Origin of the sequence: Mesorhizobium sp. M0011, from assembly GCF_040324155.1 — a bacterium.
Classification (GTDB): Bacteria; Pseudomonadota; Alphaproteobacteria; order Rhizobiales; family Rhizobiaceae; genus Mesorhizobium.
Genome location: NZ_JAMYVQ010000001.1, coordinates 338,602 through 353,015 on the forward strand (window position 1 = coordinate 338,602; position 14,414 = coordinate 353,015).

13 protein-coding genes are annotated in these 14,414 nt (G+C 62.7%); 8 read left to right on the forward strand and 5 right to left on the reverse strand.

Going from position 1 to position 14,414, the window contains the following annotated elements:
• Nucleotides 1-48: 48 nt before the first annotated feature.
• Both NKK51_RS01575 and NKK51_RS01580 read right to left on the reverse strand, forming a co-directional pair.
• Complete coding sequence (locus NKK51_RS01575; protein ID WP_352442782.1) at nucleotides 49-792, reverse strand: DsbA family protein; 744 nt, start codon at nucleotides 790-792, stop codon at nucleotides 49-51.
• 163 nt (nucleotides 793-955) lie between these two features.
• The gene (locus NKK51_RS01580; protein ID WP_127290824.1) at nucleotides 956-1,456 is read right to left on the reverse strand and encodes a DUF721 domain-containing protein; all 501 of its coding nucleotides are present in this window, start codon (nucleotides 1,454-1,456) and stop codon (nucleotides 956-958) included.
• Nucleotides 1,457-1,509: 53 nt separating this feature from the next.
• On the opposite strand from NKK51_RS01580, the gene mutY reads away from it, so the two are divergent.
• On the forward strand, nucleotides 1,510-2,691 hold the full coding sequence (gene mutY, locus NKK51_RS01585) for an A/G-specific adenine glycosylase (RefSeq protein WP_352550813.1): 1,182 nt from the start codon (nucleotides 1,510-1,512) through the stop codon (nucleotides 2,689-2,691).
• Complete coding sequence (locus tag NKK51_RS01590) at nucleotides 2,684-3,295, forward strand: HAD family hydrolase (protein WP_352550815.1); 612 nt, start codon at nucleotides 2,684-2,686, stop codon at nucleotides 3,293-3,295. The genes mutY and NKK51_RS01590 overlap by 8 nt, the downstream gene beginning before the upstream one ends.
• Nucleotides 3,296-3,361: 66 nt before the next feature.
• Here the strand turns inward: NKK51_RS01590 and NKK51_RS01595 are convergent, their stop codons facing one another.
• Nucleotides 3,362-4,495 (reverse strand): site-specific DNA-methyltransferase, encoded by a 1,134-nt coding sequence (locus NKK51_RS01595; protein ID WP_127290830.1) that lies wholly within the window; start codon nucleotides 4,493-4,495, stop codon nucleotides 3,362-3,364.
• A 176-nt stretch (nucleotides 4,496-4,671) separates the two neighbouring features.
• Here NKK51_RS01595 and NKK51_RS01600 point away from each other — a divergent pair, with 176 nt between their 5' ends.
• Nucleotides 4,672-5,358, forward strand: coding sequence for an HAD family hydrolase (locus NKK51_RS01600; protein ID WP_352550817.1), 687 nt, complete (start codon nucleotides 4,672-4,674; stop codon nucleotides 5,356-5,358).
• A 42-nt stretch (nucleotides 5,359-5,400) separates the two neighbouring features.
• Here the strand turns inward: NKK51_RS01600 and NKK51_RS01605 are convergent, their stop codons facing one another.
• Nucleotides 5,401-6,129 carry a hypothetical protein gene (locus tag NKK51_RS01605; RefSeq protein WP_352550819.1) on the reverse strand — a complete coding sequence of 243 codons (729 nt, stop codon included), beginning with the start codon at nucleotides 6,127-6,129 and terminating at the stop codon, nucleotides 5,401-5,403.
• Nucleotides 6,130-6,257: 128 nt separating this feature from the next.
• Here NKK51_RS01605 and thrC point away from each other — a divergent pair, with 128 nt between their 5' ends.
• Genes thrC through NKK51_RS01625 form a run of 4 tightly spaced genes read left to right on the forward strand, consistent with a single transcriptional unit; the run spans nucleotide 6,258 to nucleotide 12,466 of the window.
• Entirely contained in the window at nucleotides 6,258-7,655 is a 1,398-nt protein-coding gene (thrC, locus tag NKK51_RS01610; protein WP_352550821.1) for a threonine synthase, read from the forward strand.
• 14 nt (nucleotides 7,656-7,669) lie between these two features.
• Complete coding sequence (locus NKK51_RS01615; protein WP_127290840.1) at nucleotides 7,670-8,962, forward strand: M16 family metallopeptidase; 1,293 nt, start codon at nucleotides 7,670-7,672, stop codon at nucleotides 8,960-8,962.
• Nucleotides 8,963-8,977: 15 nt separating this feature from the next.
• Nucleotides 8,978-9,574: a GNAT family N-acetyltransferase gene (locus NKK51_RS01620; RefSeq protein ID WP_128302500.1), complete on the forward strand. Its 597-nt coding sequence runs from the start codon at nucleotides 8,978-8,980 to the stop codon at nucleotides 9,572-9,574.
• 3 nt (nucleotides 9,575-9,577) lie between these two features.
• On the forward strand, nucleotides 9,578-12,466 hold the full coding sequence (locus NKK51_RS01625; protein ID WP_128302499.1) for an EAL domain-containing protein: 2,889 nt from the start codon (nucleotides 9,578-9,580) through the stop codon (nucleotides 12,464-12,466).
• Nucleotides 12,467-12,764: 298 nt separating this feature from the next.
• On the opposite strand, the gene NKK51_RS01630 is transcribed toward NKK51_RS01625, so the two are convergent.
• A complete protein-coding gene (locus NKK51_RS01630; RefSeq protein WP_023808594.1) occupies nucleotides 12,765-13,373 on the reverse strand; it encodes a YqgE/AlgH family protein in 609 nt (202 codons plus the stop codon).
• Nucleotides 13,374-13,543: 170 nt separating this feature from the next.
• Here NKK51_RS01630 and NKK51_RS01635 point away from each other — a divergent pair, with 170 nt between their 5' ends.
• The gene (locus NKK51_RS01635) at nucleotides 13,544-14,350 is read left to right on the forward strand and encodes a protein-disulfide reductase DsbD domain-containing protein (RefSeq protein ID WP_352550824.1); all 807 of its coding nucleotides are present in this window, start codon (nucleotides 13,544-13,546) and stop codon (nucleotides 14,348-14,350) included.
• Nucleotides 14,351-14,414 lie beyond the last annotated feature (64 nt).

The following is a 14,414-nucleotide window of genomic DNA, read 5'->3' on the forward strand; positions in this document are numbered from 1 at the left end:
AGGAAGCCGCGCACGCCGAAGCTCCGCCGCCTCAGGGCTGACCGGACGTCAGAGCAGAGGGTCGATGATGGCCGACATTTCCTCAATCGACATCGCCCCTTTGTAGGTCTTACCGTTGATGAAGAAGGTCGGTGTCGAGTCGACCTTGAATTCATTGGCGCCGCGCTTCTGGACCGATCTCACATCGTCCAGAAGTTTCTGGTCCGTCAAGCAGGCCTCGAAGGACTCCTGTGTAAAACCGGCGAGCTTCGAGATTTGCAGCAGCGCATCCTTGGTATTCTGAACGCCAACCCAGTTCGCCTGCTGCCTGAACAGGACGTCGACCATGGGGTAATAGTTATCCTTGGCGCAGCGCGCCAGCATAAAACCGGCTTCGGCGCTCGGATCGAACGGGAATTCGCGCAGGATGTAGCGGACCTTGCCGGTGTCGATGTACTTGGTCTTCAGGTCCGGAAAGGTGGTCTCGGCGAAATGCGCGCAGTGTGGGCAGGTCATCGAGGCGTATTCGACGATGGTGACCTTGGCGTCATCCTTGCCAAGCTGCTTGTCGGGCAGCGCACCCGGCTTCATCAGTTCCGCCACATCCACGGTGCCCTGGGCCTCCGGCGCGGTGGCGGCGGCCGGCGTGGCCGCCTTCGCGGGGGCGGCCGGGGCCGCAGGCTTCACATCCGCGGCCTTCGCCTCCTCGCCAGAGTCGCTGCAGGCGGCGAGCAGGGCCACCGCCGGAATGGCGGCCAGCGAAGACAGGACATTTCTGCGAGACAAGCTTTGACCAAACGGGGGACGGTTCATACGAATCACCTGACAAGGGTTGGATTTTGCAATGCAAAGACACGAAAAGGCGAGAGTTGGCGCGAATTAAGGCATCTCGATCCCCAATCCAATCGCGAAACCTGACAAGGGCGATCACGAATGCGAGATATTGACGACGAATCCATGACTTTCTTCAAGACGCCTATGATTTTCTCTCCCCAATAATGGTCGCGCCAAGTTTCTCCAGCGAGGCGCGCAGTTCATCATTATCGACCAGGCCGACAGTTCCCGACAATTTCGTCTTCTCAGCCGCCGTCAGCGGCCTCAGGGCCGGTTTGCGCTTTCCTTTGTCGGCTGTCACCGGCTTCTGCAGGATCCTGATGCGGTTGATGGCGGTGAAGCCGAGGAAGGCGTTGACCCGGTTGATGATCTCGCCCGTCTCGTGCTGCAGATGAAGTGCCGCCATGCCTTCGCAGGCAATGACCAGCACGGCCGGCTCGAACGGATCGTCCTCATGCATACGGCGCGGCCACTGGATTTTTTCGGGGCGCGAATGGCTGGCCAGCCGCGGGCCGGCGATCTCGTCCCATGACTGGACGAGGCCGATCGAAATGCCGGCCCGCTTGCGCAGCACCGGATCGAGGATCCTGGTCGCGAGATCGCTGACCGGGACGGGATTGCCGTAGGGCGTTCTCCCTGCCATGTACGTCCTCCAGCGACGACCCAGCAGATACCGGCCAGGCCAATACAAGATCAATGGCACCAGCAGACCAGACCCGCAAGACCGCATCCTGGGATAGTGGCAAAGCCACATCCGGAGATAGCAGCACAGCTGCATCCGGTGTCAGCGACGATATCGCATCCCGCCTGCTCAGCTGGTACGATGTGCATCACCGTGAATTGCCGTGGCGCATCACACCAATTGAGCATGCGCGCGGCGTGCGGCCTGATCCCTACCGCATCTGGCTCTCCGAGGTCATGCTGCAGCAGACCACCGTCGAAGCGGTGAAGGCTTATTTCAAGGTATTCGTCGAGAAATGGCCCGATGTCGAAGCGCTGGCCGCGGCGCCCACCGAGGACGTGATGAAGGCCTGGGCCGGGCTCGGCTACTACTCCCGCGCCCGCAATCTCAAGGCCTGTGCCGATCTTGTGGCCGCGCGTGGCGGCCGGTTTCCCGACACGGAGACGGGTTTGAGAGAACTGCCCGGCATCGGCGCCTATACGTCGGCGGCCATCACGGCGATTGCCTTCGATCGCCCCGCCGCCGTTGTCGACGGCAATGTCGAACGTGTCATCTCCCGGCTGTTTTCGATCACAACCCCGCTCAGCGAAGCCAAGCCCGAGATCCGTGCCCATGTCGAGCGCATGGTGCCCGGGACAAGGCCTGGCGACTTCGCCCAAGCGATGATGGATCTCGGCGCCACCATCTGCACGCCACGCCGGCCGCGCTGCATGCTGTGCCCGCTGCGCGAAGACTGCAGCGCGGTCGTTTCAGGCGATCCCGAGCACTTCCCGGTGCGCCTGCCCAAGGCCGACAAGCCGCAGCGGCACGGCGCGGCCTTTGTCGCCGTGCGGGCCGACGGCGCCATCCTTCTGCGCAAACGGGCAGAGAAGGGTTTGCTCGGCGGCATGACCGAGGTGCCGACGACGGGCTGGACCGCGCGGATCGATGGGGCAACCACGGAAGCGGCCGCGCCCTTTCCCGCCGACTGGCGGCATGCGGGCCGCATTGCGCATGTCTTCACGCATTTCGCTCTCGAACTCGAAGTCTTTCACGCTCACATCAAAGGTGATGCGCCAGCCGGGCATTTCTGGTCGCTCGCTCACGAGATTTCCGGCGAGGCGCTGCCGACTGTCATGAAAAAGGCAATCGAGGCTGCGATACCCGGCGCGACGAAAAAGCCGTCGCCACACAGTGCAAAGAGGCCCCATGACTGAAATACGCCACATCGTTTTCGACATCGGCAGAGTGCTGATCCACTACGATCCCAACATTCCGTTCAGCCGCCTCATTCCGGATGCCGAAGAGAGAAAGTGGTTTTTCGACAATGTCTGCACGCATGATTGGAACATTGAGCAGGATCGCGGCCGCACCTGGGAAGAGGCCGAGGCGCTGCTGATCGCGGACCATCCCGATCACGCGGAAAACATCCGCGGTTTCCGCCGCCACTGGCACGAGATGGTTCCACATGCCTATGACGACAGCGTCGCCATCATGGTCGGTCTGATCGAGAGCGGCCACGACGTGACCATGCTGACCAACTTCGCCAGCGACACGCTGGCCGAAGCCCGCGAGCGCTTCGATTTTCTCAATCGTCCGCGCGGCGTCACCATCTCCGGCGAGATCGGCATGATCAAGCCCGATCGCGGCATTTACGATCATCACAGCGCTGCCTTCGACCTCGAACCGGCCGCGACGCTGTTCATCGACGACAGCCAGAAGAATGTCGACGGCGCCAAGGCGGCCGGCTGGCAATCGGTGTTGTTCACCGATGCGAAAACACTTCGAGCAGACCTTGAACGTCTCGGTATCAAGGCATGATTTGAATCGCTTCGAGCGATCCGTTGAGCCTTTGAATCAACGGAATTCGAAGCAACTGGCAGGGGTTCAGGCCCCTGCCCGCTCCATGCCAAGCCGTGCGATGCGGCGAAGCTCGTCGATCGGGGTCAGGCCACCGCTGCGCTCATAATGCCAGAAGGTCCAGCCGTTGCAGGCGTCCAGCCCCTGCACTTCGGCACCGATCTTGTGGATCGAGCCGGCGCTGTCGCCGATCGCCACAGTACCGTCGGCGCGCACCTTGGCGGCCCAGCGCTTCTTGGCGTCGTAGAGCGTCGCACCCGGCATCATCAGGCCGGTGTCGATCAGGCTGACGAAAGCAACGCGCGGCTCGGCGCGCTTGCCGGTCAGCACGGTGAGATCGGCGCCATCCAGTGGCCGCACCGCGTCGATGCGCTCGTTGGCGGCGTCGATATAGGCCTGCTCGCGTTCGATGCCGACGAAATGGCGGCCGAGACGCTTGGCCACCGCGCCGGTGGTGCCGGAGCCGAAGAAGGGATCGAGCACGATGTCGCCCGGTTTGGTCGAGGCCATCATGATGCGGGCAAGCAGCGCTTCCGGCTTTTGCGTCGGATGCAGCTTGTCGCCATTGTCGTTCTTCAGCCGCTCGCCGCCGGTGCAGATCGGAAACAGCCAGTCGGAGCGCATCTGGATGTCGTCGTTGGACGCCTTCATGGCTTCGTAGTTGAAGGTATAGCCCTTGCCCTTCTGGTCGCGCGTAGCCCAGATCATCGTCTCATGGGCATTCTGGAAGCGGCGGCCACGGAAATTCGGCATCGGGTTGGTCTTGCGCCAGACGACGTCGTTGAGGATCCAGAAGCCGAGATCCTGCATCTTGGCGCCGACCCGGAAGATGTTGTGATAGGAGCCGATCACCCAGATGGTGCCGTTGGGCTTCAGCACCCGGCGCGCCGCCAGCAGCCAGGCACGCGTGAAAGCGTCATAGGCCTCGAAACTCTCGAACTGGTCCCAGTCGTCGTCGACGGCGTCGACCTTCGACTGATCGGGGCGGTGCAGGTCGCCGTCGAGCTGCAGATTATAGGGCGGATCGGCGAAGATGACGTCGATCGATTTTTCGGGCAGCCGGTCGAGCGCGGCGACGCAGTCGCCCTTGAGGATCGTGTCCAGCCATTCGGATTGCTGGGGAGCGTGGGATAGCTCGTCGAGAAGACGCACGGCAGACATTCTGACACCCAAGGCACGCGTTACTGTTTACTCTCCGTTATGGTTACCGATCAGCGTAAATATTCCGTGAAGGCCAAGGGACGGGTGTGGCGAATTTGCGAAGGCGGCCCTGTTGGTGTATGCCGCGCCGCCTAAGCCTTCCGAGGCCACTTCGCCCTCCCATTGTCCGGATCACCATGCCCCAGCCAGACCTTGTCATCTTCGATTGCGACGGCGTGCTCGTCGATTCCGAGATCATCGCCGCCCGCGTCGACGCCGAGCTTTTGACCTTGGCAGGATACGAGATATCGGCTGAGGAGATTTCGGAGAGCTATGCCGGCCTGACCTTCAAGGACATCATGCTGCGGGTCGAGGAAAAGTCCCGCATCCCCTTCCAGGCCTCTCTGATCGACAGGGAGGAACAATTGGTCGACCGCAAACTGCGCAGCGACGTCCGCGCCATCGATGGCGTGCGCGAGGCCGTTGCCGCGGTAAGCGTGCCGCGCTGCGTCTGCTCGAATTCACGCTCCGAGCGGATCGAATTCATGCTGGAAAAGGTGCATCTTCTGCCGTTTTTCACCGACCGGATTTTTTCGGCGATGGAAACACCGACCGGGAAAACGAAACCGGCGCCGGACGTGTTCCTGTTCGCGGCGGAGAAACTCAGCGCCAACCCCGCGAACACTTTCGTTATCGAGGACTCCGTGCACGGCGTTCACGGCGCAAGGGCGGCGGGCATGCGGGTGATCGGCTTCACCGGAGCCGCCCACAGCTATCCCGGCCATGCCGACGCGCTCACCGAGGCCGGCGCCGAAACGGTGATCCGCCGCTGGGCAGAGTTGAAAAGCGTAATCGCGGCGCTGTCGGAGTGGTCGGACGCCTGAGAAGCGTGCGCCGCGACGCACGCCTCATGCAACTGCCGAGACTTAGTTCGTCGCGGCGGCTCTCTTCCTCTGCTTCTTCTTCGGCTTGTCGGCCGTTGCCTGATGCGCGGTTTCGTCATAGCCGGCAAAGGCCTGATAATCCTGCGCCGTCGGCTCGGGCACGACGACATTGGAATCGGTGAAGACGAACTGCGTGGCAACCGAAGGATCGGTGACCTGGACCTGATACTGGTGGAGCTGCGAGTAGAGGACCTCGGTGCCATGCATCACAGCCGTTCGGATCGGCATGGTGATCGTGCCTGGAGAAAACTTCGGTCCGGGGACAATCTTGCCGGCGACCGCAATCTTCATCGTCAGCTGGCCGTTGGCACGGCTGCAGTCGCGTGTCACGTCGCTGACCGACGCCTGGTAGATGATATTAGCCGATTCGTCGGGCGGAGTTGCAGCAGCAGCGTCAGCCTCGGCCTGGGCCGCGGCATCCTGCGCGGCGTCGCCGGTCTTCTTGATCCTGGGCTTGGGCTTCTGAGCTTCCCTGGAATAGGTGTTGAAGAAGGCCGTACCGTCGCGCACCGTCACCCGGGGGCAATAGGCCTGCAACTGGCTGGCCAGTATCTTGGGATCCTGCGGCGGCGGTGGCGCCGTTGGATCCTTCTTGCCTATGCCGAGGTTCAGGATGCCATTGTCGCCCGATTGGCAGCCGGCGGCGGCAAGCATAAAGCCGGTGAGCGCAAGACCCGCCAAAAAGCGACCACTGAATGTACGAAACGCCATGAAACTGCACTTCCCTCTCGCAAAGCTGGTGACGTATATCAACCGCGCGGCAAAAATGCGACTGAGCCAGCGCAGAAATTAACCACCTTGCGGTGGATGGAAAAGCCAAGCAGTAACGGAATTGTGACATGCATTATGTGAGTACCCGCGGGGAAGCCCCCGTTCTTGGATTTTCCGACGCCGTGCTGGCCGGGCTGGCGCGCGACGGCGGGCTCTACGTGCCGCGCGAGTGGCCACAGTTTTCCGCCGCCGAGATCCGCGCCATGCGCGGCCTTGCCTATCCCGAACTTGCCATCCGCGTGCTGTCGCCGTTCCTTGGCGACGAGATCCCGGCCTCCGTTTTCGAGCGGCTGGTGCGCGAAGCTTATGCCACCTTCCGCCACGAGGCCGTCTGCCCGCTGGTGCAGACCGGCCCCAACACCTTCATCCTGGAACTCTTCCACGGGCCGACGCTCGCCTTCAAGGACGTGGCGATGCAGCTTCTGGCCCGGCTGATGGACCATGTGCTTACCGAACGCGACCAGCACGCCACCATCGTCGGCGCCACCTCGGGCGATACCGGCGGGGCGGCCATCGATGCCTTTGCCGGTCGCAGCCGGACCGACATCTTCATCCTTTTCCCGCACGGCCGCGTCTCGCCGGTGCAGCAGCGGCAGATGACGACGTCGACGGCTGCAAACGTCCATGCGCTGGCGATCGAAGGCAATTTCGACGATTGCCAGGGCCTGCTCAAGGACATGTTCAACGATCACGGATTTCGCGACCGGGTGGCGCTTTCGGGCGTCAACTCGATCAACTGGGCCCGGATCATGGCCCAGATCGTCTATTATTTCTCCTCGGCGCTGTCGCTTGGCGCGCCGGACAGGCCGGTCTCCTTCACCGTGCCGACCGGCAATTTCGGCGATATCTTCGCCGGCTACGCGGCCAAGAAGATGGGCTTGCCGATCGAGCGGCTGGTCATCGCCACCAACGACAATGACATCCTGGCGCGGACCTTCGCGACAGGGGAATATCGCACCAAGGGTGTCTTTGCGACCACGTCGCCGTCGATGGATATCCAGGTGTCGTCCAATTTCGAACGCCTGCTGTTCGAGGCCTCCGGCCGTGACGCGGCGACCGTGCGGCGCTACATGGACGGTCTGAAGCAGTCCGGCGCTTTCACCATCGAACCCCAGCAAATCGCCGGGATGCGGTCGGAATTCGACGCCGGCCGGGCTGATATGGACGAGGTCGCCGCCACCATCCGCTCGACGCTCGCGGCCAGCAACTATCTGCTCGATCCGCACACCGCGGCAGCTGTGCATGTCGCTGCGGGCAAGGCGTCAGGCGCCGTGCCGATGGTGGTGCTGGGTACCGCACACCCGGCAAAATTCCCGGCCGCCGTCGAAGCCGCCAGCGGCGTGTCGCCCGCACTGCCCGCATGGCTAGGTGGGTTGATGACATCGGAGGAAAAATACACGGTACTTCCCTCCGACCTGAAAATGGTGGAAGATTATGTCGGCCGCCGCGCGCGGGCGGCGCGTTAAGGAGTACTAGCCATATGGGTGTTGAGGTAAGCCGTCTGTCGAACGGCCTGACAGTCGCCACCGAAACCCTTCAAAGCATCGAATCGGTTGCCCTTGGTGCCTGGGTCAAGTCGGGTGCCCGCAATGAACGTGAGGACGAGCATGGCATGGCCCATCTGCTCGAGCACATGGCGTTCAAGGGCACGAAAAGGCGGAGCGCCTTCGAAATCGCCTCGGAGATCGAAGACGTCGGCGGCGAAATCAACGCCGCCACCAGCGTCGAAACCACTTCCTACTATGCCAGGGTGCTCTCCGACGACGTGCCGCTGGCCGTCGACATTCTTGCCGACATCCTGCAAGAATCCGAATTCGACCCGCAGGAACTCGAACGCGAACAGCATGTGATCCTGCAGGAGATCGGCGCCGCGCACGACACCCCCGATGACATCGTCTTCGACCGTTTCACGGAAACCGCCTATCGCCATCAGACCATCGGCCGCTCCATTCTCGGCACACCCGAAACGGTCAAATCCTTCACCTCCAAGCAACTCCACGACTTCATCGAGCGGCAATATGGCGCCGAGCGCATGGTGATTGTCGCCGCCGGCGACATCAAGCATGACAATTTCGTGCGCGAGGTCGAAAAGCAACTCGGCGGCTTCCGCAGCAAGGCCGACAGCACCATCCCGCAATATGCGCAATATGTCGGCGGCGACTTCCGTGAGGACCGCGACCTGATGGACGCGCAGATCGTGCTGGGGTTCGAAGGCCGGGCCTATCATGTGCGCGACTTCTATGCCTCGCAGGTGCTGTCGATGATCCTCGGCGGTGGCATGTCGTCGCGCCTGTTCCAGGAGGTCCGCGAGAAGCGCGGCCTGTGTTATTCGGTCTATGCTTTCCATTGGGGCTTTTCCGACACCGGCGTCTTCGGCGTCCATGCCGCGACCGGCCAGAGCGACATCGCCGAACTGGTGCCTGTCATCATCGACGAGCTGCAGAAGGCCGGCGAGAAAATCCTGCAGGAAGAACTCGACCGGGCGCGCGCCCAATATCGCGCCGGACTGATCATGTCAGCCGAAAGCCCGGCCAGCCGCGCTTCGCAGATCGCACGGCAGCTGCTTCTGTTCGGCCGGCCGATCGCCAAGGAGGAACTGATGGAACGGCTGTCGGCGCTGACGGTCGAGCGGCTGACCGATCTATCGTCGCGTTTGTTCTCGACCAAGCCGACGCTTACCGCTGTCGGGCCTGTGGGCACACTGGCGCCATACGAGGCGATCCTCGAATCGCTCGCAGGCACGCAGACCACGGCCCGTAAGCTCGCCGTCTAAGCCCCTCGAAGCGTCGTGTTCGCGCTCCCTTTCTTCCGCCGCGACCTGCCGGCGCTGAAAGGCGACCGCGTCACGCTGCGCGTGCCGTTCACCAACGACTTCCGCGAGTGGGCGGCGGTGCGTGGCGAAAGCCGCGCCTTCCTCGAACCCTGGGAGCCACGCTGGACTCCCGATGAACTCGACCGCAACGCATGGCGGCTGCGCATCAGCCGCTACCGCGAGGATTATGCGCAAGGAACCGCTATCGCCTTCTTCATCTTCGAGAGGAGCAGTGGCAAGCTGGCCGGCGGCATCACGCTCGGCAACATACGCCATGGCGTCTCGCAGAGCGGCCATGTCGGCTACTGGATCGGCGAGCGCTTCGGCGGCCGCGGCCTGATGACCGACGCGGTCAAGGTGGTGGCCCGCTTCGCCTTCGATACGCTGAGGTTGCACCGGATCGAAGCCGCCTGTATTCCCGACAATATCCGGTCGATCCGCGTGCTTGAAAAAGCCGGATTTCGGCGCGAAGGACTGCTGCGATCCTATCTCAGGATCAACGGCATCTGGCAGGACCACTACCTCTACGCCCGGATCGCGGACGATCCGCCGGGCGTTGGAACGAAGGACTGATTTTTGACGAATTTCCTGCGCAACGGGTCGCTGTTCGCCTTTGTCCTCGCGACACTCCTGACGCTGTGCGCGGCATCGTCGGCCTTTGCCGTCGAACCGATCAAGATTGCCCGCGACGACGTCGCGCTCGACCTTTCCGGCGCCGTCGAGATCTACCGCAACCAGGGCGAGAATTTCCAGGTGTCGACCGCGCCGGGTCCGGACGGTATCGTGCGGCGCATCGAGGTCGAGGCCAATGATGCCCGTTCCACCGGCGACTGGGCTGTTTTCGCGCTCGCCAACACCACCGACCAGCAACTCGACCGGCTGATCGTCGCACCGCATTTCCGCCTGGTGAATTCCGGCATCTTCTGGCCGGATCTCGGCTCGACCCGCATCGCCGCCATCACTCCCAGCGAAGGCTTCGCGCTCGATCGCCAGACCAGCCCCGACGCCGACGTTTTCCGGGTGACGCTGAACCCCGGCACGGTGATTACCTTCATCGCCGAACTGGCCTCGCCGAAGCTGCCGCAGGTCTACCTCTGGGATCCGGAATCCTACAAGGACTCGGTCAATTCCTACACGCTGTTTCGCGGCATCGTCATCGGCATTGCAGGCCTGCTGGCGCTGTTCCTGACCATCCTTTTCGTGGTCAAGGGAACCTCGATGTTCCCGGCAACCGCGGCACTTGCCTGGGCGGTGCTGGCCTATATCTGCGTCGATTTCGGCTTCCTCAACAAGATCATCGAGATATCGCCCGGCAACGAGCAGATGTGGCGAGCGGGAACGGAGGTGGCGCTGGCGGGAACCTTCGTGGTGTTCCTGTTCGCCTATCTCAACCTCAACCGATGGCACGGCCATTTCAGTTATGGCGCGCTGGTCTGGATCCTCGGACTGGTGCTGATCGCCGGCGTCGCCATCGTCGATCCGGCGGTCGCCGCCGGCATTGCCAGGCTGTCCTTCGCCGCCACCGCACTGACCGGGCTTGGCCTGATCATCTTCCTCGGCATACGCGGCTACGACCGTGCCATCATGCTGGTGCCCAGTTGGGTCATGGTGCTGTTGTGGCTATGCGGATCGTGGATGGCGATCACCGGCATGCTCGACAACGACATTGCCCAGCCGGCCCTGGGCGGCGGGCTGATCCTGATCATCCTTCTGATCGGCTTCACCGTCATGCAGCATGCTTTTGCCGGCGGCGCGCTGCATCAGGGCCTGTTCTCCGACCTCGAGCGGCAGGCGCTGGCGGTCGCCGGTTCGGGCGACACGGTATGGGATTGGGACGTGCTGCGCGACCGCGTCGTCACCAAGCCCGATGTCAGCATCCAGCTCGGACTGGCGCCGAACAGCCTTGGCGGCGCGGCCCGCAACTGGCTCCCGGTGCTGCATGCCGACGACCGCGACACGTTCCGCACCACGCTCGACGTCGTGCTCGAACACCGGCGCGGCCGGGTATCGCAGAATTTTCGCCTGCGCGGCGCCGACGGCCACTATCACTGGTTTTCGCTGCGCGCGCGCCCGGTCATCGGATCCGACGGCGAGGTTATCCGCTGCGTCGGTACCATGGTCGACGTGACCGAGCAGAAAAAGTCCGAGGAAAGGCTGCTGCACGACGCCGTTCACGACAATCTGACCGGTCTGCCGAACCGCGAACTTTTGATGAATCGGCTGGAAGCGATCATCTCGATCGCGCGCACCGAAGAAAAGGTGCGGCCAACCGTCTTCGTCATCGACATCGACCGTTTCAAGCAGGTCAATGACGGCCTCGGCATCTCGGCCGGCGACACCATCCTCTTGACCATCGCGCGTCGCCTGCACCGGCTGCTCAAGCCGAAGGATTCGCTGTCGCGCTTTGCCGGCGATCAGTTCGCGCTGATGCTATTGTCCGAACAGGACCCGGCCCGCATCGCCGCCGTGGCGGATGCCATCAAGCATGCCATCAACAACCCGATCACCTTTGCCAAGCGCGAGATCGTGCTGACCGCGTCGATCGGACTGATCACCTGGAATTCGCCGCAGATGTCGGCCGAGGACATGGTCAAGGATGCCGAGCTTGCCATGCACCAGGCCAAGCGCTTCGGCGGCGACAGGATCGAGCCGTTCCGTCCGGCCTTCCGCACTGTCGGCACCGACAGGCTGCAGTTCGAATCCGACCTGCGCCGCGCCATCGAGCGGCGGGAATTCACGCTTGCCTACCAGCCGATCGTGCGGCTTGAGGACGGCAGTGTCGCCGGCTTCGAGGCGCTGCTGCGCTGGGACCACCCGCGCCGCGGCATGATCCCGCCGGCGGATTTCATCCCGGTCGCCGAAAGCTGCGGGCTTATCGTGCAGCTCGGCCTGTTTGCCATGCAGCAGGCGGCGGAAGATCTCGCCAGCTGGCAAAAACAGATCGGTGACGCGCCGCTGTCGGTCTCGGTCAATTTGTCCAGCCGCCAGCTGATCCGCCGTGACCTGGTCAGCGACGTCCGCTCGGTCATCGCGCGGGCCAATCTGAAGCCGCGCTGCTTCCGGCTGGAGCTCACCGAATCGCTTGTCATGGACAATCCCGAGCAGACCGCCCATGTGCTGACCAAGCTGAAGCAACTCGGCATCGGCCTGTCGCTGGACGATTTCGGCACCGGTTATTCCTCATTGGCCTATCTGACGCGTTTTCCCTTCGACACCATCAAGATCGACAAGAGCTTCGTTGACGACAACACGCCCAAGCGCGCGGTGCTGCTGAAATCGATGGTCAACATGGCGCATGAACTCGGCCTGTCCGTCGTCGCCGAGGGCATTTCGGACGAGAGCGACGCGCTGGAACTGCGCCAGATGGGCTGCGAATATGTCCAGAGCTTCATGTTCGGCGCACCAATGCCGGGCGACCAGGTGCTGAAGACGCTAAAGGAGCAGTATCCGCTGACGCAAGCGTGATGGGATTCAGGCGCGCGTCGCCCAGGCGCGGACCTCTGCGATTGGCCGAGACGCCTATCGCTTCGTCATCCTAGGGCGAAGCAAGGAGCGCAGCGACGCGGCGCAGACCCTAGGAGCCATGCCGTGAGGTTAAAGCGTTGAAAACGGTTCAGATTTCTTCGCCGCTGCATCCTTCGACATAGGTCACGGAATGGATCCCAGGGTCTCCGCGACGGAGCTTCGCTCCTGCTTCGCCCTAGGATGACGAAGGTGTAGGCGGCTTCGGCTAGCCGCGAATGTTGCGCATGACTGTTCGCGATTACGCGTGTCCGGCCGCCAAGCTGAGATGCGCAAGGTCGATACCGATCGAGGCGAGGATCCGGTCGTATTTGCGCTCGATGTCGGTGTCGAACAGAAGCTCGGCATTGGCCGGACAGGTCAGCCAGCCATTTTCGGCGATCTCGGTCTCCAATTGGCCGGCGCCCCAGCCGGAATAGCCGAGCGCCATCAGCGCGTGACGGGGCCCGCGGCCGGACGATATGGCGCGCAAGATGTCGACGGTCGCAGTCAGGCAGATGTCGTCGGAAACGGTCAGCGACGATTCCACCCGATAGTCTCCCGAATGCAGGACGAAGCCCCGGCTGCGATCCACGGGCCCGCCATTGCGCACGACGAAATCGCGGGCCTGCGCCGGCAAGCGGATCGCCTCCTGCTCGTTCATGATGCCCAGTTGCACGAGCAAGTCCGGAAAGAGCATCTGCTGCGTCTGGTTGATGATCAGGCCCATGGCGCCTTCATCCGAATGTGCGCAGACATAGATGACCGAGCGCGTGAAACGGTCGTCCTTCATGCCGGGCATGGCAATCAGGAACTGATCGTCGAGAAAGCCGCGACTGGCGACCGTCTTCTTGTGGCGCAACAAGTCCATAAAGGGAGCGTAACGCGTTTCCAAAGCGCCGAAAAGATGCGCCGTGCTGGATTCGACCAAAGCCTGTTGCGGCGGCTCGAACATTCTTCTCCCTCGAAGTCACGCAAATATGATACCGGCAAGGCCATGAAATCATTGCGCGGCCACGAACGGACGATCAAATCACCGCCATGCGAAGCTTGAAAATCCTGCTGCTCGGCGCCGCCATCGGATCGGCAACCGCTCTTCCCGCCGCCGCCTCTTCGTCGGCGTGGTACAACAGTGAAGGCGGCAAGGTTCGGCTGGTAACATCAGGCAAAGCCGACGATGCCGGCCGTATCCAAGGCGTTCTCGATATTGCGCTCAAGCCTGGCTGGAAGACATATTGGCGCGATCCGGGCGACGCGGGCGTGCCGCCGCAACTCGACATTTCAGCCAGCACCAACATCGCCGACGCCGCTCTGTCGTTTCCGGCGCCGCAGCGCCATGACGACGGCTATGGCAAATGGGCAGGCTACAACTATCCGGTTTCTCTGCCGGTGACATTCACGCTGGCGACGCCGAACCAGCCGGCGGTGATCGATGCCGACATCTTTCTCGGCATCTGCGAAACGATCTGCATTCCGGTGCAGACGCGGCTGACCGTCGACCCCGCCTCCGATCCGGACAATGTCGAGGACGCGGCGCTGGTGAAGGCGAGTTTTACGGCGCTGCCGACGCCCGCGAGGTCCGATTTCGGCATCAATGTGCTGCCGGGCGACCACGAGACGCTGATTGTCGAGGCGAGCTTTCCCGGCGATCCGGCGGCGGCGGATTTCTTCGTTGCCGGCGAGCGGGACTACATGTTCGGCACCCCGGCCCGCAGCGAAAAGGACGGCAAGCTGATTTTCACCGTGCCGATCCTCGATCGCCCCTCGACGACGCCGACCGATGGCGGGCTTCACTATACGCTGACGAGTGCGGCGGGCGCGGTCGCAGGGATTCTGCCTTTCCCTTGATCCAGCCTGTCCCAACGATTGCAGGAAGCCGTTGAGTTCGCTACGCAAAGACACGTCCTTCCCA

Excerpts from the sequence above, each read along its gene's own strand:
- NKK51_RS01575 (WP_352442782.1), bottom strand. The coding sequence starts at position 792 with ATGAACCGTCCCCCGTTTGGTCAAAGCTTGTCTCGCAGAAATGTCCTG.
- NKK51_RS01580 (WP_127290824.1), bottom strand. The coding sequence starts at position 1,456 with ATGGCAGGGAGAACGCCCTACGGCAATCCCGTCCCGGTCAGCGATCTC.
- mutY (WP_352550813.1), top strand. The coding sequence starts at position 1,510 with ATGGCACCAGCAGACCAGACCCGCAAGACCGCATCCTGGGATAGTGGC.
- NKK51_RS01590 (WP_352550815.1), top strand. The coding sequence starts at position 2,684 with ATGACTGAAATACGCCACATCGTTTTCGACATCGGCAGAGTGCTGATC.
- NKK51_RS01595 (WP_127290830.1), bottom strand. The coding sequence starts at position 4,495 with ATGTCTGCCGTGCGTCTTCTCGACGAGCTATCCCACGCTCCCCAGCAA.
- NKK51_RS01600 (WP_352550817.1), top strand. The coding sequence starts at position 4,672 with ATGCCCCAGCCAGACCTTGTCATCTTCGATTGCGACGGCGTGCTCGTC.
- NKK51_RS01605 (WP_352550819.1), bottom strand. The coding sequence starts at position 6,129 with ATGGCGTTTCGTACATTCAGTGGTCGCTTTTTGGCGGGTCTTGCGCTC.
- thrC (WP_352550821.1), top strand. The coding sequence starts at position 6,258 with ATGCATTATGTGAGTACCCGCGGGGAAGCCCCCGTTCTTGGATTTTCC.
- NKK51_RS01615 (WP_127290840.1), top strand. The coding sequence starts at position 7,670 with ATGGGTGTTGAGGTAAGCCGTCTGTCGAACGGCCTGACAGTCGCCACC.
- NKK51_RS01630 (WP_023808594.1), bottom strand. The coding sequence starts at position 13,373 with ATGGACTTGTTGCGCCACAAGAAGACGGTCGCCAGTCGCGGCTTTCTC.
- NKK51_RS01635 (WP_352550824.1), top strand. The coding sequence starts at position 13,544 with ATGCGAAGCTTGAAAATCCTGCTGCTCGGCGCCGCCATCGGATCGGCA.